This window comes from Mameliella sp. LZ-28, from assembly GCF_012274245.1.
GTDB lineage: Bacteria > Pseudomonadota > Alphaproteobacteria > Rhodobacterales > Rhodobacteraceae > Antarctobacter > Antarctobacter albus.
In genome coordinates, this window is sequence record NZ_JAANYX010000002.1 from 20,383 (window position 1) to 43,110 (window position 22,728).

Consider the following 22,728-nt stretch of genomic DNA (forward strand, 5'->3'; position numbering starts at 1 on the left):
TCGGGCGGTGGCTGCTGACATCACAGGCTGCGTGCGATGTCCAGCATCTGGTCGGCGGCGGTGTTCCAACCCTTGCTGAAACCCATTTCCTCGTGCTTGTCGCGCGCAGCCGTGTCGTTGTGCAGTGCGGTCGCCGTGTAGAAGGTGCCCCCGTCGCGCGGTTCAAAGGTCACGATCGCGGTCATGAAGGGCTGGGCCGCGGGCCGCCAGCCAGCTTGCAAGGCATCGGTGAAAACCAGCCGCCGTTCCGGATCGACGGCAAGGAAACAGCCTTCGTTCGGCATGTCGGCCTGGCTGCCGTCGGGCAGCGGGCCTGCCATGCGGGTAAAGAATCGCCCGCCCGGGCGCAGGTCGATCACGGCCTCGGTCACATGCCAGGGTCTGGGGCAGAACCACTGCATCAACAGCTCCGGTTCGGTCCAGCAGCGCCAGAGCGTCGCGGGCGGCACGTCCATCATGCGTTCAAGGCGCAGGTCAAGATCGGGATCGAGGTCGGGCATGGGTCAGTCCTTTTTGGATGCAACGTCAAGGGATTTGGCGAAACTCTCCAGCCGGTCGGTCTGTTCCTCCCAGAGGCGCCTTTGGCGGGCGAGCCAGTGTTCTGCCTCTGCCAGTGGCGCGGCCTCGATATGGACCATGCGCACCCGGCCCTGTTTCTCGGACCGGATGAGACCGGCAGACTCGAGTTTGCGCAGGTGTTTCAGGAAGGAGGGCAGGGCCATGTCGTGCGGGGCGTGCAGTTCTGACACCGGGGCAGGGCCGCCGACCAGCCGTTCGATCACGGCGCGGCGGGTGGGGTCGGCCATCGCGCCGAAGAAGCTGTCGAGATGGTTAGCCATGAGACTACCTATTCTCGCAGCATGTCTTGCGTCAAGAGAAACCTAGCTGAATGGCTAAGTGTTGTCTTGCTGCGAGAGGTCGTCACGCAACTTGGCGATTTCCTCTGCCACGGGGCCAGAGGGGCAGGCGGCCCGTTCCGACCAGGCCGAAAAGCGTTCCAGCAAGGGCAGGAAGGTCTGGATCTCTTCCATCGTCCAGTCCTTAAGGTAAGAACCAAGCACGAGGAACTTGTAGCTGCGCACCGCCTCGACCGCCTGTTTGCCGGTCTCGGTCAGTTCCAGAACGGCGCGGCGCGCGTCCTGCTGGCTGACCGCGCGGCGCAGAAGGCCGCGTTTGATCAGCTGGCTGGTCAGGCGGCTGGCGCGTGACGGGTCGATGGCCAGCCGTGTCGCCACGGTCGAGACCATCGTTTCCTCTCCGGAGGCTTCGCCGAATTCATTGACCGGCGCCGAGACCGCCATCAGCACGTCGAGCTCGGCAAGTTCCATCCGCAGGCCAAGGTCTTCGAGCGCGCGCAGGCCCAGTTCCCGCTTGACCACCTTGCGGCGCCAGATCTGCAGCACGGCGTCGATGTCGAAGGCGGCTTCTGCCACTTCTCCGCCGATCCCGGCGCGGTCCAGTTGCGCCTTCAATCTGTCATCCCGCGCGGTCATGCAGCCCCCGATGTGCAATATTGCGTGCTTTCGACAAATGCATGACGTTGACATGCTTTTGCGTTTGGCACATATTTAGGCCCAGATCCCAGGCGATGCAATCCAGTCGCCTGCGCCGAATCCGCCCGGTGCCGGTGCGCTGTCCCCGTTTCAAGGAAGTTTCCATGTCCCTGGCCGAAACCCCTGTTACCCTTGCCGCCGACCAACCAGACCCGGCCACGCTGCGCCTGGCGCTGATCGCGATCGCGGCGACCTTGCTCTTTGCCTCTCTTGGTCAGACCATCGTGTCCACCGCAATGCCGATCATGGTCGCGGACCTTGGTGGTATGGATCATATCACATGGGTGATCACTGCCTACCTCATGGCATCGACCATCGGCGCGCCTGTGGCGGGAAAGCTCTCTGATCTCTACGGCCGCAAGATTGTCCTGCAGGCCGGCATCCTGGTTTTCGTGCTGGGCGCGGTGATCTGCGGGACGGCTGTCTCGATGGAGATGGTGATCGCCGGGCGCGTGGTGCAGGGGCTGGGCGGCGGCGGGCTGATCGTCACCTGCATGACCGCCGTTGGCGACCTGATGCCGCCGCGTGAGCGGGGCAAAGCGCAGGGGTTCCTAGGGGCGGCCTTTGGCGTATCGACGGTGATCGGCCCTCTTCTGGGCGGGGCCATCGTGCAGAGCATCGGCTGGCACTGGATCTTTTTCGTCAACCTCCCGGTGGGCGTGGTGGCCTTTGTCGTTCTGAACCGCGCGCTGCCCTCGCCGCTGGAGCGGTCGGGCAAGCCGGTCGATTACCTAGGGGCGGCGCTGCTGGCAGCGATCCTCGGGTGCATCGTTCTGTTGCCCAGCATCGCGGGCAGCTATGGCTGGTCCAGCCTGCCGGTGACGTGGTTGTTCATCGGCCTCGCCCTTGCACTGGCCGGCTTCATCCGGACAGAGCGGCGCGCCGAAGAGCCGATCCTGCCGCTGCCGCTGTTTTTCAACAACACTTTCCTGGTGACCAACGCGGTCGGCTTCCTGGTGGGCATGGGGATGTTCGGAACCATCACCTTTCTGCCGCTGTTCCTGCAGATGGTGAAGGACATCAGCCCGACCGCCTCCGGCCTGTTCCTGGTGCCGATGATGGGCGGGTTGATCCTGTCGTCCACGGCGGCAGGCAAGATCATGTCTGCGACCGGCCACTACAAGCTGATGCCAGTGCTGTCGACGGGCCTTCTGACCCTGGCGCTGCTGGGCATGTCGCGGCTGGATGCGGCCAGCGCGCTTTGGTTCATCGGCGGGGTCATGGTGCTGGTGGGCTTGGGGCTGGGGCCGGTCTTTGCCGTGGGGGTCGCGGCGGTCCAGAACGCGGTGCCGCGGTCGATGATGGGCGTGGGCACGGCCTCGACCAACATGTTCCGGCTGATCGGCGGCTCCGTCGGCACGGCTGTTTTTGGCGCGATGTTCAGCGCCGGGTTGATGCGCAACCTCGCCGGAGAGATCCCGGGCGGCGTTTCGGGCGGCATCGGTGCGCTGGGCGCCAACATGGTGCAAGCACTGCCGGAAGAGGCCCAGGCGCGGGTGCTCGACGGGTTCTCGGACGCTTTGCACCCGATTTTCTGGGCGGCGGCGGCAGCGGCTTTGCTGGCATGTCTTGCCTCGATGCTGCTACGCGAGGAACCGCTGGGCGAGACCTGATCGGTCAGGGCCGGTCCGGCACCATGAACTCGGCGATGCGGTTGATCGCCGAGGTGACGTTCAGGATGCCGTTATGCCCGCCGTGGTCGTATTCTTCCATCTGCGCGCCGGGCCAGGCAGCGGCAAGGGGGCGCGCCTTTTCGACCGGGGCGGCGTAATCGTTGCGGGACTGAACGATCAAAAGGTCCTCGTCCCGGGTTTCCGCCACCTTCAGCCAGGGGCGATCTATGGGGCAGGGAGCGCCGAGCGCGCTCACCCGATCGACGAACTGGTCGAGGCAGCGGCCCGACAGCCCGTATTGCCGGCCGCCGAGGCGGATCAGCCCGGGCAGGTCCAGTGGTACCGAGATCAGCGTCATGCGCGGTGCCGAAATACCCCGTTCAAGCGCGTGGAACATCGCGTTCGCGGCGACGCAATGGGCGACGATCCCCGCGTAGGGCCCTTCGGACTGCGTGGCCCGGCAGATTGCGTCCACGATGTCACCGAGACTGCAGACCCTGCGCTTGGCGTGGCCGTGGCCGGGATAGATCAGCATATCGACCGTAGCCCCCCGTTTCTGCAGGGCGCGGACGACACGGGTGAACTGGCGGATGTGTCCGTCATGTCCGGGTGCGATCAAAACGCGGGGCGCATCGGCCGCGTTCCTGCGAAAGCGCGAGCGCAAGACAAAGCAGTCCTGTCCCAGGTCGACGATTTCGAACCGATGTGACCGGCCCGCAAGCCTATCCAGCACGGCCTGGTCGGAGGTCAGGTAACGGCGTGCCAGTTTGTCGGCGGCCAGGCGGGGTGCAAGGATCGTTGCCGACAGCAGCACCGTACGGCGCAGTCGGGCCCGCAGGCCGCGGCCGGGTGTCAGGTTCGGGGCGGAACTGTCGGGGGAGGTGGACCCGGGCGCCGTTTCGACACGCGCAATACTATCTGCATGGATCTGCATGACTGGTACTGAAATCCCATCGGCGGCATGTGACTTTCCTGGGCTCAGAATGACACTAAAATACAATCAGGGCACGACTTTGTCGGGATTGTGCCCCCGGCGGGGCCGTTCGGAAGTATGCCGCCATTCCCGGGATCGGGGCACGGATTGGGGCTTTTGCCAGAAAAGACCACAGCATAGGGTATGCAAATGGCCGATCCCCGATTCATTCACCTGCGTGTCCACACCGAATATTCCCTGCTCGAAGGCGCCGTGCGGCTGAAAAAGCTGCCCGGGCTCTGCACCGACATGGGAATGCCCGCGGTGGCCGTGACCGACACCAATAACCTCTTTGCCGCGCTGGAGTTTTCCGTCGGTGCCAGCGGCGTCGGCGTGCAGCCGATCATCGGCTGTCAGGTCGATCTGCGCTATATCGATCCGCAGCCGGGGGAGCGCCCGAAACCGCCCGCGCCGCTGGTCCTGCTGGCCCAGACAGAGACCGGGTACGAGCACCTGATGAAGCTCAATTCGTGCCTGTACCTGCGCAAGGATACGGAACTGGCCCATGTGACGCTGGACGAACTGGCGGCGCATTCCGAGGACGTGATCTGCCTCAGCGGCGGGCCGGACGGGCCGGTGGGCCGGCACCTGCGGCAGGGGCATCGCGGCGCGGCGCAGGCCCTGATGACGCGGCTGGCCGAGATCTTTGGCGACAGGCTTTATGTCGAACTCCAGCGCCACCCGGGCGAGGACGGCACTCCGCCCGAGGCCGAGCGCCTGACGGAACGCGGTTTCGTCGAGATGGCCTACGAGATGAACCTGCCGCTGGTCGCCACCAACGACGTCTATTTCCCCAAGGAAAACATGTACGAGGCGCATGACGCGATGATCTGTATCGCCGACGGCGCCTATGTCGACCAGCAGGAACCCCGCCGGCGCCTGACGCCACAGCATTACTTCAAGAGTCCGCAGGAAATGGCCGTTCTGTTTGCCGACCTGCCCGAGGCGCTGGACAACACCGTCGAGATCGCCAGGCGCTGCGCCTTCATGGCCTACAAACGCCCACCGATCCTCCCGAAATTCGCCGATGACGAGGTCGCGGAACTGCGCCGCATGGCCAATGAGGGGCTGCAAGCCCGTCTTGCGGTGATCCCGCACGCGGTCAGTGTCGAGGAATACCAGGAGCGGCTCGATTTCGAGCTGGGCATCATCGAGGGCATGGGCTTTCCCGGCTACTTCCTGATCGTTGCCGATTTTATCCAGTGGGCCAAGGACAACACCATCCCGGTTGGGCCGGGGCGGGGGTCGGGGGCGGGCAGCCTGGTGGCCTATGCGCTGACCATCACCGACCTTGACCCGCTGCGCTACTCGCTGCTGTTCGAACGCTTCCTGAACCCGGAACGGGTGTCGATGCCGGACTTCGACATCGACTTTTGCATGGATCGCCGCGAAGAGGTGATCCGCTACGTGCAGGACAAGTACGGCCACGACAAGGTGGCGCAGATCATCACCTTTGGCGCGCTGCTGTCCAAGGCGGCGGTGCGCGACATGGGCCGGGTGTTGCAGATGCCCTACGGTCAGGTGGACCGCCTGTCCAAGATGATCCCGGTCGAGGGGGTGAAACCCGTCTCGATCGAAAAGGCGTTGCAGGACGAACCGCGCCTGGCCGAAGAGGCCCGCAACGAGGAGGTCGTCGACCGCCTGCTGAAATATGGCATGCAGGTCGAGGGGCTGCTGCGCTCGGCGGGCACCCACGCGGCGGGGGTCGTCATCGCCGACCGTCCCACGGATGAGCTGGTGCCGCTCTATCGCGATCCGCGCTCGGACATGCCGGCGACGCAGTTCAACATGAAATGGGTCGAACAGGCCGGCCTCGTGAAATTCGACTTTCTCGGCCTCAAGACCCTGACCGTGATCCAGAACGCGATGGATCTGATCTTCAAGTCCGGGCGCCCGTTGCACGTGGCGGCGGATGGCACGGAACTGTACGAACCGGCGGAAGGGGCGGAAAACCACATCAACGCCATCCCGCTGGACGACGAGGTGACCTACAAGCTCTATGCCAGCGCGAAAACGGTGGCGGTGTTTCAGGTTGAAAGCTCGGGCATGATGGATGCGCTCAAGCGCATGAAGCCGACCTGTATCGAGGACATCGTCGCGCTGGTGGCGCTGTATCGTCCAGGCCCGATGGAAAACATCCCGGTCTACTGCGAGGTCAAGAACGGCCTGCGCGAGATCACCTCTGTCCATCCGCTGATCGACCACATCCTGGAAGAGACGCAGGGCATCATCGTCTACCAGGAACAGGTGATGCAGATCGCCCAGGTCATGGCGAAATACACGCTGGGCGGCGCCGACCTGCTGCGCCGGGCGATGGGCAAGAAGATCAAGGAGGCAATGGACGCCGAACGCCCCAAGTTCACCAAGGGGGCGGCGGAAAACGGTGTCGACGCCAAGAAGGCCTCGGAGGTTTTCGACCTTCTGGAAAAATTCGCCAACTACGGCTTCAACAAATCGCACGCGGCCGCCTACGCGGTGGTCAGCTACCAGACCGCCTGGCTGAAGGCCAACCACGCGGTCGAGTTCATGGCTGGTGTCATGAACTGCGATATTCACCTGACCGACAAGCTGGCGGTCTATTTTGAAGAGGTTCGCAAGGGCCTGAAACTGTCCTGGGTGCCGCCCTGCGTGAACCGGTCTCAAGCGACTTTCGACGTTGTCGACGGCGAGCTGGTCTATGCTCTGGGTGCGCTCAAGAACGTCGGGCTCGAAGTCATGCGGCTGGTGGTCGCGGGACGGGCCGAAGGGGCGCCGCAGGGCCAGGATCGGCCCTTCGTCAACATCTATGACTTCGCGCGCCGGGTGGATCTCAAGAAGATCGGCAAGCGCCCGCTGGAGATGATGGCGCGTGCGGGGTGTTTCGATGTGCTGGATTCGAACCGGCGGCGGATCTTCGACTCGCTTGATGCGCTGGTTGCCTATTCGGCGGCGATCCACGAACAGAAGGCCAGTGCGCAGGTGTCGCTGTTTGGCGAGGCGGGCGAGGACCTGCCGGAACCGCGCCTGTCGCCGGTGTCCGACTGGCTGCCCGCAGAACGGCTGGCCGAGGAATTCAAGGCGGTCGGTTTCTACCTCTCGGGCCACCCGCTGGACGACTACATGCCGCAACTGCGCCGGGTCGAACGCAATGGCAATTTCGTGACCCTGGACGAGCTGACCCACAAGGTGCAGTCCAACGGGCCGATGCTGGCCAAGCTGGCGGGCGTGGTGGCCGGTCGGCAGGAACGCAAATCGGCGCGCGGCAACCGTTTTGCCTTTGCCCAGCTGTCGGATCCGACCGGCGCCTACGAGGTCACGCTGTTCTCGGAGGCGCTGGAGAAATCGCGCGAATACCTGGAAAGCGGCTCCAAGGTGCTGGTCACGGTCGAGGCGACGATGGAATCGGACCAGCTCAAGCTGTTGGGCCGTTCCGTCGCGCCGGTCGAGGTGGTGGTGGCCGGGGCCGGGGGCAGCGGTTTGCGCATCTATGTCGAATCCGCAGGCGCCCTGCCGCAGGTCGCCTCTGTCCTTGGGCGTGCGGCGGAACAGATGCCCAAGGCGGCGCGCGGGCCGATCCAGCTGTGCCTCAGCGATCCCAGTCTGCCGGGCGAGGTCGAACTGGACGCCGGCCTGGAATTCCCGGTCAGCCCCGAGATCAAGGGCGCGGTGAAATCGCTCGACGGGGTGCTGGCGGTCGAGGAAATCTGAACCGTATCGGCGGCCGTTGGCGCAATCTGTCGACGGCCAAGGTGGACGCGGCCCCCTTGACCGCGCTAGAACCCCCGGAGATTTCGGGGAGAACGACATGGGCGCTCGCGTGATCAGGGGGGGATTTGTCCTCTGCGTGGGACTTTTTCTGGCTGGCTGTGGCGATCCGCTGTCCGGCGTTCCCAAGTATCAGGACGTGCCGCTGGCCGATGATGCCGGTCAGGCCGATGTGGTGACGCCGGAAACCCCGCGCGCGCCGGTGACGGATGCGCCGCCCCGGCGCGGGCTCCTGGGCCTGTTCGGCGCGAGGGCCGCGGCCGCCAAGCGCGACGACGCCACGGAACTGGCCGCTGCGGGGGGCGCAACCCTCGACGAGGACGCCGACAGGCCACGGAAACGTGCCCGCGCGCCGCGCCCCGGTGCGCCGGATGCGCGCGAGATTCCCTTTGGCACCCGGCTGCCCTATGGGCAGATCGCCCGTGTCTGCGATGCGCCGCGCCGCAAGCTGGGCAAGAAGATCGAAGGGTATCCCGAGCGCCGCAGCACCTATGATCTTTATGACAGCGCACCGGACACAAGCAGCGCGCGCAACTTCTATCTGACCGGCTTCGACGATGGCTGTGCCCGGCAGTTCACCGCGGCGCTGGTGATCTTTGGCTCGCCCGAAAGCTACGAACAGATCCACTATGGCCCCTCGGGAGAGGCGCAGCCGATCTCGGAGACGGACAAGGCCTATGAGAAGGTCAAGCGACGCGTCTGCGGTGTCCGCAAGGGCAAACCCTGCGGGTCCAAGATGCGGCGGCTGGAGCGCGACACTGTCTTTGTCAGCGTCTACGAGCGGTTCGGCAGCAATCCCCGCTGGAAGAACATCCTGTTGCACGACGGTGAAGTCGTCGCGATGGACATGAAGGACTGACAGGGGCGCCGGAGGTGGGCGGTGGGTTGGAACAACCCACCCTACGCGCGGGCGAATTGTGCCGCGACGATGACGCCCTAATAATGCGGTGGTTTCTCGTCTCCGAAGATGACTCCGCCGGAGCCTTCCGCCTCGCGCGCGGCCTCTCGTTGCAAGAGCATCTCGACCCGCGCGGTGAGGCGGGTGATCTCGCGGTCCTGGCGGGCGACGGTTTCGGAGAGGTCGTCGAGTGCGCGCAGGGCGTGGGCGAGACCTTCTTCCAGTTGATCGGTTCTGTCGGTCATGGGCTGCGCTCCGTGGTTGGGTCAGGGGTGGGTATGTCTACCAGGAAGAAGCTGCAAGGCGCTCTGCTTGCCCCGCACCGGTCGAAGGGATAGAGGAAGCGCGACATATCCGACAACCGGGATGACTCATGGCCAAGCAGAAGAAAGCCCCGCGCCCCAAGGCGCAGACACCCAAGGGGTTCCGCGATTATTTCGGTCCCGAAGTGACCGAGCGCGCAGAGATGCTCAACACCATCGCCGGGGTTTACCATCAATACGGTTTCGATGCGCTGGAAAGCTCGGGCGTGGAGACGGTCGAGGCGCTGGGCAAGTTCCTGCCCGACGTGGATCGCCCGAACGAGGGCGTCTTTGCCTGGCAGGACGAGGACGACAGCTGGATGGCGCTGCGTTATGACCTGACGGCGCCCCTGGCGCGGGTCTATGCCCAGCATCGGAACGATCTGCCGCTGCCCTACCGGCGCTACGCGATGGGGCCGGTCTGGCGTAACGAAAAGCCGGGGCCGGGGCGCTATCGGCAGTTCTACCAGTGCGATGCGGATACCGTGGGTGCGGGCAGCGTGGCGGCGGATGCCGAGATCTGCGCGATGCTGGCGGATACCTTGGAGAAGGTCGGCATTCCGCGCGGGGATTACCTGATCCGGGTCAACAACCGGAAGGTTCTGAACGGTGTGCTGGAATGCATGGGGCTGGACGATGATGCCCAGCGCGATGCGGTGCTGCGGACCATCGACAAGTTCGACAAGGTCGGCGAGGCCGGGGTGCGCGAGCTTTTGGGCAAGGGCCGGCTGGATGCCTCGGGCGCCTATATCGACGGCGTTGGCCTAAGCGACGCACAGGCCGAGCCGGTCGTCGCCTTCCTGACCTCGGGCAGGCTGGAGGCGGCGGAGACGCTGGCCAACTTGCGCGCCGCGATTGGCGCGTCGACCGTGGGCGAAGAGGGCGTGGCCGAGCTGGAGCAGATCGCCGAGTTGCTGGCCGCGCAGGGCTACGGCCCTGACCGGATCATCATCGACCCGTCGGTCGTGCGTGGCCTGGGCTATTACACGGGGCCGGTCTTCGAGGCCGAGCTGACTTTCGAGATCCTTGATGAGAAGGGCCGCAAGCGGCAGTTCGGCTCTGTTGCCGGGGGCGGGCGCTATGATGATCTCGTCAAGCGGTTCACCGGGCAGGCGGTACCTGCAACCGGCGTCAGCATCGGGGTTGACCGGCTGCTGGCGGCGTTGCGCGAAAAGGGCCGCATCGGTGGCAGCGTGCAGGGGCCGGTGGTCGTGACGGTGATGGATCGTGACCGCATGGGGGACTACCAGGCGATGGTGGCAGAATTGCGCCAGGCCGGGCTGCGGGCCGAGGTTTATCTTGGCAATCCCAAGAACTTTGGCAACCAGCTGAAATACGCGGACAAGCGGGAAAGCCCTGTCGCCGTGATCGAAGGCGGTGACGAGAAGGACAAGGGCGTGGTGCAGATCAAGGACCTGATCCTTGGCGCCAAGCTGGCCGAGGATGCCAGCCTCGAGGAATGGAAAGACCATCCCAGCCAGTACGAGGTGCCGCGCGACCAGATGGTGGCCAAGGTCCAAGAGATCCTGGACCTGCACAAATGAGCCTTGCCGCGATCAAGGAAAAGGCGGCCACGCTCAAGGCGGGGTTCGTCGAAAGCGGTGCGGAGCCGGTGGATTGTCCCGTGCTGCTCCCGGCGGACACGTTGCTGGATCTCTATGGCGAGGACATCCGCACGCGCGCCTTCCTGACCCATGACCCGGTGCGGGGCGAAGTCATCCTGCGCCCGGATTTCACCGTCCCGGTGGTCCAGAAACACATGGCCGAGGGCGCGGAACCGGCGCGCTATACCTATGCCGGAGAGATCTTTCGCCGGCAGGAAGAGCACCCGGAACGCCCCTCGGAGTATCACCAGGTAGGCTACGAGGTCTTTGACCGGGCCGACCCGGCGGGTGCCGATGCAGAGGTCTTTGCCAGGTTTTCGGAGGCTCTGGCGCCTTACGGATTGCGGGCCGTGGTGGGCGATATCGGTATCCTGATCGCCGCTGTGGAAGGGCTGGAGACGTCCGAGGCGCGCAAGGCGGCGCTTATGCGGCATATCTGGCGGCCGCGCCGGTTCCGGGCGCTGCTGGATCGGTACGCGGGCAGGGCGCCGGTGCCGTCCAGCCGGACCGCGCTGCTGGCTTCGCCGGATCCGCTGTCGCTGGCCGGGCCGATGATCGGGCTGCGCGGTACCGCAGAAATCGCGGCGCGCGTCGATGCCCTGCGCGCGGATGCGCAGGACCCGGTGTTGCCGGGCGACCAGGTGGACCTGCTGGAAGCGCTGGTGAAGGTTTCGGAAACCTGCGGCAACGCGCTGGAGCAGCTGCGGGACATCGCGGTGGACATGCCTGCCATCGCCGGGGCGGTCGACCGCATGGCTGCGCGGTGCGAGGCGCTGGCTGCGCGGGGGATCGACGTGACCTCGTTGATGTTCGACGCGAATTTCGGCCGGACCTCGATGGAATATTACGACGGGTTCGTTTTCGGGTTCTCGGCGCGCGGCCGACCGGACTGGCCGCTGGTGGCGTCGGGCGGACGCTATGACGCGCTGACCCGACAGTTGGGGCAGGGAAGAGAAATCCCCGCGGTGGGCGGTGTGATCCGTCCCGGCCTGCTGGTCGACCTGGAGGAGGCGGCATGAGCATCAAGCTTGGGGTGCCCTCCAAGGGGCGCTTGATGGAGAAGACCTTTGACTGGTTCGGTGCGCGTGGCATCGGCTTGGCGCGCAGTGGGTCAGAGCGCGAGTATTCCGGAGAGGTGACCGGCGTCGAGGGTGTCGAACTGGTGCTGCTGAGCGCCGGGGAAATCCCGCGCGAACTGGCGGCGGGGCGCATTCACCTGGGCGTCACGGGGACCGACCTGGTGCAGGAAAAGCTGGTGCAATGGGATCAGAAGGTGGCGCCGCTTGCCGAACTGGGCTTTGGTCATGCCGACCTGATCGTGGCGGTGCCCTCTTGCTGGGTGGATGTGAACACGCTGGACGATCTGGACGCGGCGGCGGCGGCCTTTCGCGCGCGGCACGGGTTCCGCATGCGGATCGCGACCAAGTACCACCGGCTGGTACGTGCCTACCTGCACGAGGGTGGTGTTTCGGATTACCAGCTGGTCGACAGCCAGGGGGCGACCGAAGGCACGGTCAAGAACCTGACCGCCGAGGCTATCGCAGACATTACTTCGTCGGGGGAAACCCTGCGCGCCAACCATCTCAAGATCCTGGCCGAAGAACCCGTTTTGCGCAGCCAGGCGACCCTGTTCAAGTCGCGCGTTGCGCCGCTGGAAGAAGGGGAGCGCGAGACCATGCGGCTTTTGCAGGACCAGCTGGGTCTCTAGGCCACGCGCAATGGGATGCCCCGGGCCTCGCACTGCGGGCCTGGGGCGAAGGGTTACTCGCCCTTGGTTACAAGTCCGGTTTCGAAATCGCTGGCGGCGTGGCGTTCCGGCAGCATGCCCTCATCGGTCCGGTTCACGAGGCGGCCGCGTTGGACCGCCGGACGCTCCAGGATTTCATCCGCCCAACGCAGCACGTTGGTATAGCTTTTCACGTCCAGGAACTCGCCCGCGTTGTAGGATTCCCCGTGGACGGTGCGACCGTACCAGGGCCAGATGGCCATGTCGGCAATCGTGTAATCATCCCCGACCATGTAGCGGTTTTCCGCAAGATGCCGGTCGAGGACATCCAGCTGGCGCTTTGTCTCCATCGCGAAACGGTTGATCGGATATTCCATCGGGTAGGGCGCATAGGCATAGAAATGACCGAAACCACCGCCCAGGTAGGGAGCGCTGCCCATCTGCCAGAACAGCCAGCTGAGCATCTCGGCGCGCTTTTCGCGCGGCCCTTGGAAAGCATCGAACTTCTCGGCCAGATGCATCAGGATGGCGCCGGATTCGAAGACCCGAACCGGCTCCGGCCCCGACCGATCCATCAGCGCGGGGATTTTCGAGTTCGGGTTGATCTCGACAAAGCCCGAGCCGAACTGGTCGCCCTTGCCGATGCGGATCAGCCATGCATCGTATTCGGCATCGTGCCCGGCGGCCAGCAACTCTTCCAGCAGGATGGTGACCTTGACCCCGTTCGGTGTGCCCTGCGAGTAGAGCTGGAACGGATGCTCCCCGACGGGCAGTTCCTTGTCATGGGTGGCCCCGGCGATGGGGCGGTTCAGCGACCTCCAGGTGCCGCCGTTTTCCTTGTCCCAGGTCCAGACTTTGGGGGGCGTATACTGTTCGGTCATGGCGCGTGTCCTTCTCATATCTCGTCGCAGAACCTATAGGTCCTGAAGCGAAATGCCAGAGGGGGCAGGGGTGCACAAAGCATGTGCAAAGACGCAAGGCGTGGCGCTGGTGCTTGGGGCGGCAGTGCGCCCGGACGGGACGCCCTCGCCTGCTGTGGTGCGCCGGGTCGGGCATGCCGTCGCGCTTTGGCAGTCAGGTCAGGTGGGCCTGTTGGTGCTGTCCGGGGGTGTCCGCACGCATCCGCCAACAGAGGCCGAGGTCATGGCGCGGCTCTGCCGCGAGGCGGGCGTGCCGGACGCAGCCCTGCTGCTGGAAACCCGCGCGCTGACCACCGAGGAGAACATGCGTCTTGCGCAACCTTTGCTGGCCGGGCTGGGTTGCCAGGACGTGGTGATCGTGACCGACAGGTACCACGCCGCGCGGGCGCGGCTGGTGGCGCAGCGGGTTGGGTTGCGGGCAACGGCCAGTTGCCCGCGTTTGACGGGCGCCCCATTGTCGCGCGTGCTGCGTGCCTGGGCGCGCGAGGCGGTGGCGCTTGGCTGGTACTGGCTGCGCGGGGCCGGACGCTGATCCGACCCCGCCACGTCATCCGGGCAGGATGACCTCGATGTATTGCATGTAGCCGTTCTGGCCGTAGACGTTGACGATCACATGCATGTTGCCGCGCATGATCGCATTGGCCACATGTGGCGGCATGTAGCCGTTGTTGACCATCTGCTCCAGCCGAGCGCGTGCATTGATGTCTCCAAAGTAGGGATCCCACTGGTCCCCGTATTGCGAGATCCCAAAGCGGTGGTAGTTGGCCCGGTCCTGACGCAGAACCTGTGCCGGGGTGCTTAGCCGGACGCCATTGGAATTGTAGAGATCCTGCTGCCCGATGAAGGCGTTGTAGGACCCAATCAACTGCTGCGCCTGCACCGCGGCGGGCGCCAGCAACACGCAGGCAAGAGCGGAAAGAAGGAAACGGCGCTTCATGATGGCCTCCCGTCATCTGTTGGCGATAGCAAGAGTCTAGCACCGGTTTGACAATCGCACCTTGATGCAGGCCAAGCCCGGGATCAGAGCACGCCGATTTCGGCCAAGGCTCCGGCCAGTTCGGGGGGCAGCGGCTCTTCCTCCGCCCGGCTTCCCGGCAGGTCGGGCGGGGCGTCGGCGACGGCGAGGTAGCGCCAGCCCTGGAACGCGCGCTTGGGCGCGGCAGCGGTGCGGGTAATCTCCGGGTCCAGCACAAGGGCGCAGCGGTTGATCCCGTCCGCGCCCGTGACCGGGTCAAGCCGCAGGATACGTTGGCGGCACTGGATCAGCCCCTTGATCACCCAGTAGATCGAGCCGCCGTTCAACACCTCTTCCTCGCGCCGGGGCCACATGCGGGTGATGTGTCGCGGCAGACCATCTTCGGTCTGGGCGCGTCGCATGCCTTGCCAGTCCATCAGGCTGTCGACGTTCTCCGTGCCCGCGCTGAGTTTTATCAGGTGAGTTGTCTTGGCCATGTCATCCCCTTGGCTGCCAAGGATCATAGCGGTGCCTGTCTCGGGTTCAAGCTGGGCGAGGCGCGTGTTGATTCTTGCCTCAAAGTTGATCCGGATCGTGATCGTGGCCTTGTGGTTGCGGGTGGTCGGCTTGCTGTCTTTGGATTTATTCAACCACAAAAATAGTCGGTTATAATTAATGATAGGCTTGTGCCTATGTGCTCGGGCTGGCGGTCCTGTCGGTGAGAGTGCCGATTTCTGTAGGTCGCTCCAGTCTTGGGGCGCAGTGGTAATCTTGTGGAGGAGCGGCGATGTGTGTGTCGGATGAGGTCGTTTTGATCAGCGGTGCAGCCAGGGGGATGGGCGCAAACGGGGCGCGGAGCTTTGCCGCCGCGGGTGCAAAGCTGGTGCTGGGCGATGTTCTCGACGACGAGGTGCAGGCGCTTGCTGCGGAGCTTGACGATGAGGCGGCCCTCGCGGTGCATCTGGATGTGACTAGGGCGAAGATTGGGAGGCTGCCGTCGCCGTGGCGGTAGCGCGTTTCGGCTGGATCGACGTGGTGGTCAACAATGCCGGTATCCTGCGGTTCTCGGGCATCGAGACCTGTACGGACGAGCAATGGGAGCAGGTGATCGGGATCAATCTTGGGGCGTTTTCAAAGGGATTTGCGCCGTCACCCCTGCGATGAAAGATGCGGGTGGAGGCTCGATCGTCAATATCTCGTCGACGTCGGGATTGAAGGGCTTCGCCGGTGTGCTGGTCTATATTTCCTCCAAGTTCGGAATCCGGGGGCTGACAAAGGCCGCTGCTGTCGAGCTTGCGCCGTTGAACATCCGGGTCAACTCTGTTCATCCGGGGAATATCAATACGGATAAAGTCGACGACCTCTATCCCAATTTCAACCACGTCCCGATGAACCGCCTGGGCGAACCTGAGGAGATCAGCAAGCTGGTGATGTTTCTGGCCGGTGACGACAGCTCGTTCTCGACCGGGGCCGAGTTCGTGGCGGATGGCGGCGAGACCAGCGGTATGCCCACTTTGTTCTGATGCCATACGGGTAGCGCCTCACAGCGTCGCCCTATTTCAAACGTATTCCGCGAATTCGATAATCTATGGATAATTGTAATGCATGAACTGTCCGCCAGCCGGATCGGCCGTCGCGCTTGGCGTGTTCTGCCTCAATGGGCCGGCACGTACTCCAGTTCTGATGACAGGTCGCCGGCGGCTTCGATCAGGGCGGGAATGAACCCTTCCTCTGCCCGGCCCTTGAGGTAGTGGTCCTGTCCGAAAATGGTGATGGCCATGACCATCTGCCCTGCATGATCAAAGACCGGCGCCGCATAGGCCGAAATGCCGGGCACTGGTGGGACAACGACCGTTGTGTAACCGACCTCTCGGATATGGTCGAGTTCCTTGCGGGACATGACGCGGTGGACGCCAACCCGCCCGTTGTCGGTCTTTTCCCGTTTCTCAAGGTTGATCGCGGCCTTGACCGTCGCTTTGGGTAGGAAGGCGGAAAAGACCCGGCCACTGGCAGTGCCGGACATCGAATAGACCGTGCCGGGGCGCGTGTTCATGTTCAGCTGGCTGCCGCTTTCCTTGACCGAGACCACGGTTGGCCCGAAGGATCCCCAGACCACCAGGGCAACGTGCAGGGCCGTGCGGTCGGCAAGTTCCGCAACCGCGTCGTTGGCCAGGCTCATCGGGTCAATGGTGCGCATGCTGGTCACGCCTAGATCAAGCGCGAAGCGTCCACGGCGATAGTGGCCCGTTTCCTCGTCCTGTTCGATCAGGCCGATCTTGCGATAGCTGACGAGGTGGGCATGTGCCTGAGCGGGGGCGAAGCCAGCGACCTGTGCAAGATACTTGAGCATCATCGGTTCGATTTCTTCTGCCATGGGCAGTCCGCTCGGCATTGTCCTCGTCAATGGCGGATCAATACCTCGCCATTGACGAGGAGGTGGATCTTGGTCGTGAAGCCACCACGCGAACGGCCAAAACTCTGTCGCGGAGTCCCCCTTTAACGGGAAAATCACGGATGTGCGAAAACGAAGGCCAGTGGACCGTGCAGGGAGGTCGGCCACACTGCTACCCGGCGGGTCGGCCGTGCAAAGGTATCCGAGCGTTCTGGGACGAACTGCCCCCCCGCGCGCCCATTCTCACGTGCGTCAGTTTTGTGGTGAAGGCGGTTCTTGCTGTGCCTTGTTCATGAGGAGATACGCGAAAAGACTGCGGGTACTCCAAGACGCTTTACAACCGTTGAAAGCGCTGGAGTGACGGGGGCGTGTTCGCTCGGATCATTGCGGGCATGGCGTCCGAACGCAGCGAAGAAAAGACCGTCATGATCGACGCGTCCAAGCTGAAAACCTGCCATGCGGCGTCCGGCACTGCATCGAAGGGATTTCGGTCAACAGAGCCCCTCGATCAACTGAAGAGATCTCTAAAAGCGTTCGTTGCGGGCGTTATTAAACGCTTTTCTTACGCAATCCATTTCGAGGCGCAACTGACCCATCCGACCGCGTTGGCCGAGGCAATGGTGCCCTGCGGCACGTCGCCGATCTATTCGGAATGCCTCGACTTGCTGAGCGCGGCCGCGGATGAGGGCATCGAGGCGGCGCAGAACCTGTTTCGGACCATGGCAAGCTTCCTTATCGCCTGTTCGCCTTTGCCCCGGGAAAGAAGACCGCAGCCACGGTCACCGAGGCGGTGCTGAACATGGAACCGGTGATCGGGCTGGGCGAGTTCGAGCATTTCACCTACAGCTCCGGCAGCGAAGACGATTTCCGCAAGGCCACCTGGGTCCGCGAAAAGGGGGGGCATCAACCTGATCCATGCGATCAAGATGGCGACGCTGAACTCCGCACGGTCCTTCCACATGGACGACAGGCTTGGTTCACTGATGCCCGGGCGTTACGCCGATATCGTGCTGACCGACAGCCTGTCGAGCATCAACCCACGCTTCGTTTTCAAGGGGGGCGACCCGCCGTGCGTCGCCGTTTCAGTCGAACGACGCGCCAAGTGTGCGGCGCATCTCTTCGGTGAACATCGACGAGGCCAGCCCATGTGCGCGTTTCTGTCGCCGGACCAGTGACAGGGTATTCCTGCCAAAGGCGCCGTCGCGGATCGGGATATAGGTCAGCTTGCCCTCGCGGCGTTCCTCGAGGATGTCGAACCGGCTGAGAAAGGCGATCCCGCCGCCGCCTGTGGCGATACTCTTCATCGCCTCAATGGAATTGGTCTCGAAGGCGGGGTTTGCGTCCTGCCCGGAGGCGTCGAACGCCTCGGCCACGATCTGTCGTATCGGCATGGATTTTTCCGCGAAAATCAGCGGATAGGTGAGGCATTCGCTTAGCGGCACCATGTTCATATGTGCGATCGGATGTGCCGTCGACACCACCGTGCCGAGTTGCGCGTTCATCCGGGACATGACTTCGATAGTCGGCGTGGGCGGCAGGTTGTAGGCAAAGCCCAGATCGGCCTCGCCATCCAGCACCGCCTGCAGCACGTGCTTGTTGATCGAGGAAGAGGCAACGTTAAGCCGCTCCCCCGCCGCGCGGATCGAGCCGGAGCGTGCCACCTCGTCGAGATAGCGCAAGACACGGGAATGCAGCATGAGGCGTCTCGGTTCATCGCCGTTCTGGCGGAGCCGGTATGCCCGAGCGGGACGGGGGGGGGCGTCCAGAAACGATTTCGGGCTACGGCAGAGGTCGGATCAATTATTACGGATTACTTATCAGTAAAAAAGATTATTTAATTTGTGAAAAGAGTGTGGCTTGCTTAGTGTCCCCGGGAGTTTCCAACAAAAGGGCAAGGTCATGGGCACCGTCGGCGATCAGCTTTCTTTCTTTGCAGCCAACCGCGAGCGGCCGATCCTGCTGGCCGGAGGCCGCATCACCGGCGCGAGCGCACAGGCCGAACAGGCCGATATTCTGATCGGCACCGATGGCCGCATCGCGGCTGTGGGGCCAGGCCTTGCGTCGCAGCCCGATACGGTGCGCGTCGATGTCTCCGGGAACCTGATTTCGCCCGGTTTTGTCGACATGCATCAGCATCTGGACAAGACCGGTGTGCTGCGCTTCACGCCAAATCCCTCGGGTACGTTGCAGGGCGCGCGCGAGGCTTTCGCGGCCTATGCCCGGACCGCCGGCCCCGAGGACATCACCCGACGCGCCTCGCGGACAATGGCACGGTGCCTGTCGCGCGGCACCACCGCGATCCGCAGTCACATCAATGTCGACAAGGATGCGGGTTTCAACGGGATTGAGGCACTGGCCCGGCAGCGGGAGGCTTGGTCCGATCGGATGACACTGCAACTGGTGGCCTTCATGACCCCGCATCCCGGGCAGGACCTGGAATGGCTGGCCGGGAACATCGACCCGGCGGTACGTTTCGCCGATGCGGTGGGCGGCACTCCGGCGGTCAGCGAGCACCCGGAACGCTATATGGACATCCTGTTCGAGGCCGCGGCCCGCGCTGGCAAGCCTGTGGATCTGCATCTGGACGAACATCTCGACCCGGACAACCTGCATATGCATGCGGCGCTTGACCGGGTAGAGCGTTTCGGGATGCAGGGGCGCACGGTGTTCAGCCATATTTCGGTGCTCAGCGCGCTGGAGCCTGACGCCGCAAGGGCGATCATGGAGCGGATGATCGACCTCGACGTGGGGGCGGTGACGCTTCCGGCGGCCAATCTCTATCTTCAGGCCCGCGACCGCACAAAGCTGCCGCCACGCGGGCTGACCCGGGTGGCCGAACTGCTGCGCGGCGGCGCCAAGATCGCCACCGCCTCGGACAATATCCAAGATCCGTTTGTGCCGACGGGGTCGGGCGACATGCTGGAAATCGCGCGCTGGACGCTGCTGGCGGGGAACCTGATGGCGGACGAGCTGCGCGACGTGCACCGGATGATCACCGACATCCCCGCCCGACTTATGGGGCTGGGGGCGGATTACGGCATCCGCCCGGGCGCCTGGGCCGATCTGGTGCTGACCGATTGCGAGGACACCGATACGCTGGTGGCCGGCGGGCCGGTCCAGTCGCGGGTGCTGGCGCGCGGGCGGCTGGTGTCGGAAACCGCGACGGTGCTGCCGCAGGCGATGGCCGAAACGGCCTGACCGGGCCGGGAGAGGGGCGGGTCATGAATGTCACGCTGCGCCAGATCCGCGCCTTCCTTGCGGTGGCCGAGCTTGGGCGTTTCAACCTTGCGGCCGGCGCGCTGGGGCTGACCCAGGCGGCGGTCAGCCTGCTGATCAAGGATCTGGAACAGGAGCTGGGCGTCCGGCTGTTCGACCGCCACACCCGCAAGGTGAACCTGACCGATATCGGCATCGAGTTCCTGCCCCAGGCGCGCAAGGCGATGGAGGACCTGGACCTTGCCACGCGCAGTGTCCGCGAACGCGCGCAGCTCAAGAAGGGCAAGGTGGTTGTCGCCAGTTCGATCATCTTTTCCTCAACCACGATTCCTGCGCTGATCGCCCGTTTTCTGGACCAGTACCCGGGCATTTCGGTCGGGTTGCGCGACATGCCCGAGGAGGAAATCCGCCCTGCCTTGCTCCGCAACGAGGCGGATATCGCTTTGGGGACCCTGCTGGACGACGACCCCGAGATCAGGTCGCAGCCTGTCAGCCAGGACCGGTTGATGCTGATCTGTCGCGCCGATCACCCGCTGGCCGCGCGGCAGGCCATCGGCTGGACCGACCTGTCGGATCAGAAGCTGATCGTGCTGGCGCGGGACAACCCGCTGCGCCAGATCGTCGAACGGACCATGATCGGCGTCGCGCCGGACTTCCTTCCGGCCTACGATGTGCGCTTTTCCACCACTGCCATCGGCATGGTCGCGGCGGGCCTGGGGGTGTCGGTGCTGCCGGAGAACTCGATGGAACTGACCTCGGCCGCTGGGGTGTGCAGCGTGGCGCTGAGCGATCCGGTCATCACCCGAGATATCTGCGTCATGCAACACAAATGGCGAAGCCTGTCGCCGCCCGCCGAACGGTTGAAAGAGATCATCCTCGCGGCATTTCCCGAGGCCGCTGCCGCGTCCCGACCCGCGTCCGATCCTTAGCCAGCCCCCTTAGAGCCAGCCGCAATCCTGCGTTCCCCCATCCTGGCGGGGCGCGTTTCGGGTTTCGTGCACCAGCGAAAGTGCGTGCGAAAAAAAATCGTTCCGCGTCAAATATTGTTTTTCTAGAGAGCGCATCAATGACGTTTTTTTTATGCCGAGGCGCAGCACGGCGGCTTCTACCAGGCCAAGACGCCGGGTCTGTACGAGGCCGCGGGCTGGACGTCGCGCTGCGCATGCGCGGGCCGCAGGTGAACGGCATGCAGCTTTTGCTGGCGGGTGAAGCCGATGTTTATACCGGCTACGACTTCCAGGTGCTGAGCGGAGTCGAAAAGGGGCTGCCGGTGCGTGCCGTGGCAGCGACCTTCCAGCATGACTTGAACGGTATCCTGACCCATGAGGATGTCGCCGGGCTGGACGATTGGTCTTCGTGCCCCATTCGATCTAGGAGGCGGTGTTCCTGTCGACCCGCGTCGCGGTGATGGCGGCACGGCCCGGGCGGATCTCGCGCATCATCGATATCGACCATGCCGGACTCCGGGACGAAACCTTCCGTGGCAGCCCTCGTTTCGCGGCGCTGTGCAGCGAGTTGTCCGAGGCGCTGCGCGACGCATCCGGGCAATCTGGCGAGATGGGAGAACCGCGATGAAACGATCTTTTGCAAACGCGGCTGCCTCGATCGAGGTCTTTGGCCCGATCCTTGTCGGCCTGGCCGTGCTGATCCTTTGGGAGGTGCTGTGCAGTGCGTTCGACGTGCCGGTCTACCTGTTCCCCAAGCCCAGCGATGTCTGGCACAGCATCCTGGCCAACGGCGCCGACCTTCTGGGGGCGATGTGGGTCACGCTGTCGATCACGCTGCGAGCTTTCGTGCTGGCCGTGGTGACGGGCACGCTGATCGCCTTCGTGTTCAACGAGAGCCGGCTGTTCGAGGCCTGCCTGTTTCCCTACGCGAACATTCCGGGGCCGGGTGCACCTGTCGGAGTGCGCCGGACCGCGGGTCGATTCGATGCGTGGCCCCTTCGGAGACGTCCTTTGAACGGTCTGTCTGAGATGAGGGGGATATTTCAAAGTAATGATTTTAAACAGAAAAAATCTTATTGTTGACAATGAATAGTGGTCCGGTCTAGCGTTCTTGCACCAATGACGAGGTTGCCGTGACAAAGCCCCAATTCCGCAGAAAGGCGGCTGCAAAAGCCGAACTGAAAAGCGGCCAGGACGCAGAAGAGCGCGTGTTCTCCCTTGTGGTCGAGGCGGTGCAGGACCAGAGACTCAAGGCGGGTGACAGGCTGGTCGAACGCGAACTCGCAGAGGCGGCCGGTGCCAACCGGCAGGCGATCCGCAACGGGCTGCTGCGACTGGTCAATGCCGGGCTGGTCGAGACCAGCCGCAACAAGGGGGCCCGCATCGTCCGGCTCAGCGCGGCAGAGGCCGAACAGGTTTTCGAAGCCCGCCTGGTGGTCGAAACCGGGCTGCTGCAACGACTGGCCCGGACCTATACCGACGAGGCAGGTGTTCGGTTGCAGGAGATCCTACGCGCCGAAGGGGCCGCCTATGACGAGGGCAATGTCGTCGAGGCGCGGCATCATTCGCGGCTGTTCCACATGGAGATGGGGCGCCTGGCCGGAAACAGGCACCTGTCGCGGTTGCTGAACGACCTGATCAATTGCCAGCCGTTGCTGATGTCGCATCGACGCGGACGGCCCTCGGAGTTTTCGGGTCACAACCTGCATATCAAGACGCTGGCAGCCTTGGCCCGTGGCGACAGCGAAGGGGCGGTTCACTACAACAACCAGCTTCTGAGTGCGGTCAAATCGGAAATGCTGCTCGATATCAAGGCGAGCGAAGATGACGACGGGCCACCCTCGGCCTGACACCAAATACCCGGCGAAGCCCCTCACCAGGATTA

The 22,728-nt window shown here is 64.0% G+C and carries 25 protein-coding genes and 1 pseudogene; 16 read left to right on the forward strand and 10 right to left on the reverse strand.

Translation table 11 applies throughout. The annotated features are described in order from the left end of the window. Positions 1-20: 20 nt before the first annotated feature. The 3 genes from G9Q80_RS01165 to G9Q80_RS01175 are packed head-to-tail and all read right to left on the reverse strand — an operon-like array spanning position 21 to position 1,493. Positions 21-500 (reverse strand): SRPBCC family protein, encoded by a 480-nt coding sequence (locus G9Q80_RS01165; protein WP_043144710.1) that lies wholly within the window; start codon positions 498-500, stop codon positions 21-23. Between the two features lie 3 nt (positions 501-503). Continuing rightward, entirely contained in the window at positions 504-839 is a 336-nt protein-coding gene (locus G9Q80_RS01170; protein WP_043144709.1) for an ArsR/SmtB family transcription factor, read from the reverse strand. 54 nt (positions 840-893) lie between these two features. Continuing rightward, a complete protein-coding gene (locus G9Q80_RS01175; RefSeq protein ID WP_069208158.1) occupies positions 894-1,493 on the reverse strand; it encodes a MarR family winged helix-turn-helix transcriptional regulator in 600 nt (199 codons plus the stop codon). 164 nt (positions 1,494-1,657) lie between these two features. On the opposite strand from G9Q80_RS01175, the gene G9Q80_RS01180 reads away from it, so the two are divergent. Next, positions 1,658-3,166, forward strand: coding sequence for an MDR family MFS transporter (locus G9Q80_RS01180; RefSeq protein WP_088716299.1), 1,509 nt, complete (start codon positions 1,658-1,660; stop codon positions 3,164-3,166). A gap of 4 nt (positions 3,167-3,170) precedes the next feature. Here the strand turns inward: G9Q80_RS01180 and G9Q80_RS01185 are convergent, their stop codons facing one another. Continuing rightward, positions 3,171-4,100 (reverse strand): alpha/beta hydrolase, encoded by a 930-nt coding sequence (locus G9Q80_RS01185; protein ID WP_088716300.1) that lies wholly within the window; start codon positions 4,098-4,100, stop codon positions 3,171-3,173. Between the two features lie 189 nt (positions 4,101-4,289). Between G9Q80_RS01185 and dnaE the strand changes: the two genes are divergently transcribed. Together dnaE and G9Q80_RS01195 are read left to right on the forward strand one after the other, a co-directional pair. After that, positions 4,290-7,826, forward strand: coding sequence for a DNA polymerase III subunit alpha (gene dnaE, locus G9Q80_RS01190; RefSeq protein ID WP_088716301.1), 3,537 nt, complete (start codon positions 4,290-4,292; stop codon positions 7,824-7,826). Positions 7,827-7,962: 136 nt separating this feature from the next. After that, positions 7,963-8,742 carry a hypothetical protein gene (locus G9Q80_RS01195; RefSeq protein ID WP_133066443.1) on the forward strand — a complete coding sequence of 260 codons (780 nt, stop codon included), beginning with the start codon at positions 7,963-7,965 and terminating at the stop codon, positions 8,740-8,742. A gap of 77 nt (positions 8,743-8,819) precedes the next feature. Here G9Q80_RS01195 and G9Q80_RS01200 read toward each other — a convergent pair whose 3' ends face one another. Continuing rightward, positions 8,820-9,026: a SlyX family protein gene (locus tag G9Q80_RS01200; RefSeq protein ID WP_043144703.1), complete on the reverse strand. Its 207-nt coding sequence runs from the start codon at positions 9,024-9,026 to the stop codon at positions 8,820-8,822. 128 nt (positions 9,027-9,154) lie between these two features. Here G9Q80_RS01200 and hisS point away from each other — a divergent pair, with 128 nt between their 5' ends. The 3 genes from hisS to hisG are packed head-to-tail and all read left to right on the forward strand — an operon-like array spanning position 9,155 to position 12,395. Beyond that, on the forward strand, positions 9,155-10,627 hold the full coding sequence (gene hisS, locus G9Q80_RS01205; RefSeq protein WP_069208046.1) for a histidine--tRNA ligase: 1,473 nt from the start codon (positions 9,155-9,157) through the stop codon (positions 10,625-10,627). After that, the gene (locus G9Q80_RS01210) at positions 10,624-11,706 is read left to right on the forward strand and encodes an ATP phosphoribosyltransferase regulatory subunit (RefSeq protein ID WP_043144700.1); all 1,083 of its coding nucleotides are present in this window, start codon (positions 10,624-10,626) and stop codon (positions 11,704-11,706) included. The genes hisS and G9Q80_RS01210 overlap by 4 nt, the downstream gene beginning before the upstream one ends. After that, positions 11,703-12,395 carry an ATP phosphoribosyltransferase gene (gene hisG, locus G9Q80_RS01215; protein WP_088716303.1) on the forward strand — a complete coding sequence of 231 codons (693 nt, stop codon included), beginning with the start codon at positions 11,703-11,705 and terminating at the stop codon, positions 12,393-12,395. Before G9Q80_RS01210 ends, hisG begins: the two co-directional genes overlap by 4 nt. Before the next feature lie 53 nt (positions 12,396-12,448). Here the strand turns inward: hisG and yghU are convergent, their stop codons facing one another. Continuing rightward, positions 12,449-13,294, reverse strand: a complete 846-nt coding sequence (gene yghU, locus G9Q80_RS01220) for a glutathione-dependent disulfide-bond oxidoreductase (RefSeq protein ID WP_088716304.1) — start codon at positions 13,292-13,294, stop codon at positions 12,449-12,451. Between the two features lie 100 nt (positions 13,295-13,394). Between yghU and G9Q80_RS01225 the strand changes: the two genes are divergently transcribed. After that, on the forward strand, positions 13,395-13,865 hold the full coding sequence (locus G9Q80_RS01225; RefSeq protein WP_088716305.1) for a YdcF family protein: 471 nt from the start codon (positions 13,395-13,397) through the stop codon (positions 13,863-13,865). Between the two features lie 15 nt (positions 13,866-13,880). On the opposite strand, the gene G9Q80_RS01230 is transcribed toward G9Q80_RS01225, so the two are convergent. Together G9Q80_RS01230 and G9Q80_RS01235 are read right to left on the reverse strand one after the other, a co-directional pair. Continuing rightward, entirely contained in the window at positions 13,881-14,270 is a 390-nt protein-coding gene (locus G9Q80_RS01230; RefSeq protein ID WP_043144694.1) for a hypothetical protein, read from the reverse strand. Between the two features lie 83 nt (positions 14,271-14,353). Continuing rightward, positions 14,354-14,785 carry a DUF1489 family protein gene (locus tag G9Q80_RS01235; protein WP_088716380.1) on the reverse strand — a complete coding sequence of 144 codons (432 nt, stop codon included), beginning with the start codon at positions 14,783-14,785 and terminating at the stop codon, positions 14,354-14,356. 338 nt (positions 14,786-15,123) lie between these two features. Between G9Q80_RS01235 and G9Q80_RS27955 the strand changes: the two are divergent. Beyond that, positions 15,124-15,811, forward strand: a pseudogene (locus G9Q80_RS27955) (SDR family oxidoreductase). A gap of 131 nt (positions 15,812-15,942) precedes the next feature. Here the strand turns inward: G9Q80_RS27955 and G9Q80_RS01245 are convergent. After that, a complete protein-coding gene (locus G9Q80_RS01245) occupies positions 15,943-16,662 on the reverse strand; it encodes an IclR family transcriptional regulator (protein ID WP_232788283.1) in 720 nt (239 codons plus the stop codon). Between the two features lie 386 nt (positions 16,663-17,048). Here G9Q80_RS01245 and G9Q80_RS28640 point away from each other — a divergent pair, with 386 nt between their 5' ends. Further along, positions 17,049-17,477, forward strand: a complete 429-nt coding sequence (locus G9Q80_RS28640) for a hypothetical protein (protein ID WP_210426124.1) — start codon at positions 17,049-17,051, stop codon at positions 17,475-17,477. 66 nt (positions 17,478-17,543) lie between these two features. Further along, positions 17,544-17,855, forward strand: coding sequence for an amidohydrolase family protein (locus G9Q80_RS28645; protein WP_416045629.1), 312 nt, complete (start codon positions 17,544-17,546; stop codon positions 17,853-17,855). On the opposite strand, the gene G9Q80_RS01255 is transcribed toward G9Q80_RS28645, so the two are convergent. Then, positions 17,763-18,377 carry a LysR family transcriptional regulator gene (locus G9Q80_RS01255; protein WP_088716307.1) on the reverse strand — a complete coding sequence of 205 codons (615 nt, stop codon included), beginning with the start codon at positions 18,375-18,377 and terminating at the stop codon, positions 17,763-17,765. The two genes, G9Q80_RS28645 and G9Q80_RS01255, sit on opposite strands and share 93 nt — an antisense overlap. A gap of 202 nt (positions 18,378-18,579) precedes the next feature. Here G9Q80_RS01255 and G9Q80_RS01260 point away from each other — a divergent pair, with 202 nt between their 5' ends. From G9Q80_RS01260 to G9Q80_RS01285, 6 genes are all read left to right on the forward strand, one after another. After that, positions 18,580-19,878: an amidohydrolase family protein gene (locus G9Q80_RS01260; RefSeq protein ID WP_088716308.1), complete on the forward strand. Its 1,299-nt coding sequence runs from the start codon at positions 18,580-18,582 to the stop codon at positions 19,876-19,878. Positions 19,879-19,901: 23 nt separating this feature from the next. After that, positions 19,902-20,825, forward strand: coding sequence for a LysR family transcriptional regulator (locus tag G9Q80_RS01265; RefSeq protein ID WP_088716309.1), 924 nt, complete (start codon positions 19,902-19,904; stop codon positions 20,823-20,825). A 137-nt stretch (positions 20,826-20,962) separates the two neighbouring features. Further along, entirely contained in the window at positions 20,963-21,304 is a 342-nt protein-coding gene (locus G9Q80_RS01270) for an ABC transporter substrate-binding protein (RefSeq protein WP_198550019.1), read from the forward strand. Further along, positions 21,277-21,471, forward strand: a complete 195-nt coding sequence (locus G9Q80_RS01275; RefSeq protein ID WP_133066444.1) for a hypothetical protein — start codon at positions 21,277-21,279, stop codon at positions 21,469-21,471. The genes G9Q80_RS01270 and G9Q80_RS01275 overlap by 28 nt, the downstream gene beginning before the upstream one ends. After that, complete coding sequence (locus G9Q80_RS01280; RefSeq protein ID WP_088716310.1) at positions 21,468-21,926, forward strand: ABC transporter permease; 459 nt, start codon at positions 21,468-21,470, stop codon at positions 21,924-21,926. Before G9Q80_RS01275 ends, G9Q80_RS01280 begins: the two co-directional genes overlap by 4 nt. A 50-nt stretch (positions 21,927-21,976) precedes the next feature. Further along, positions 21,977-22,693: a GntR family transcriptional regulator gene (locus G9Q80_RS01285; RefSeq protein ID WP_074622417.1), complete on the forward strand. Its 717-nt coding sequence runs from the start codon at positions 21,977-21,979 to the stop codon at positions 22,691-22,693. Positions 22,694-22,728 lie beyond the last annotated feature (35 nt).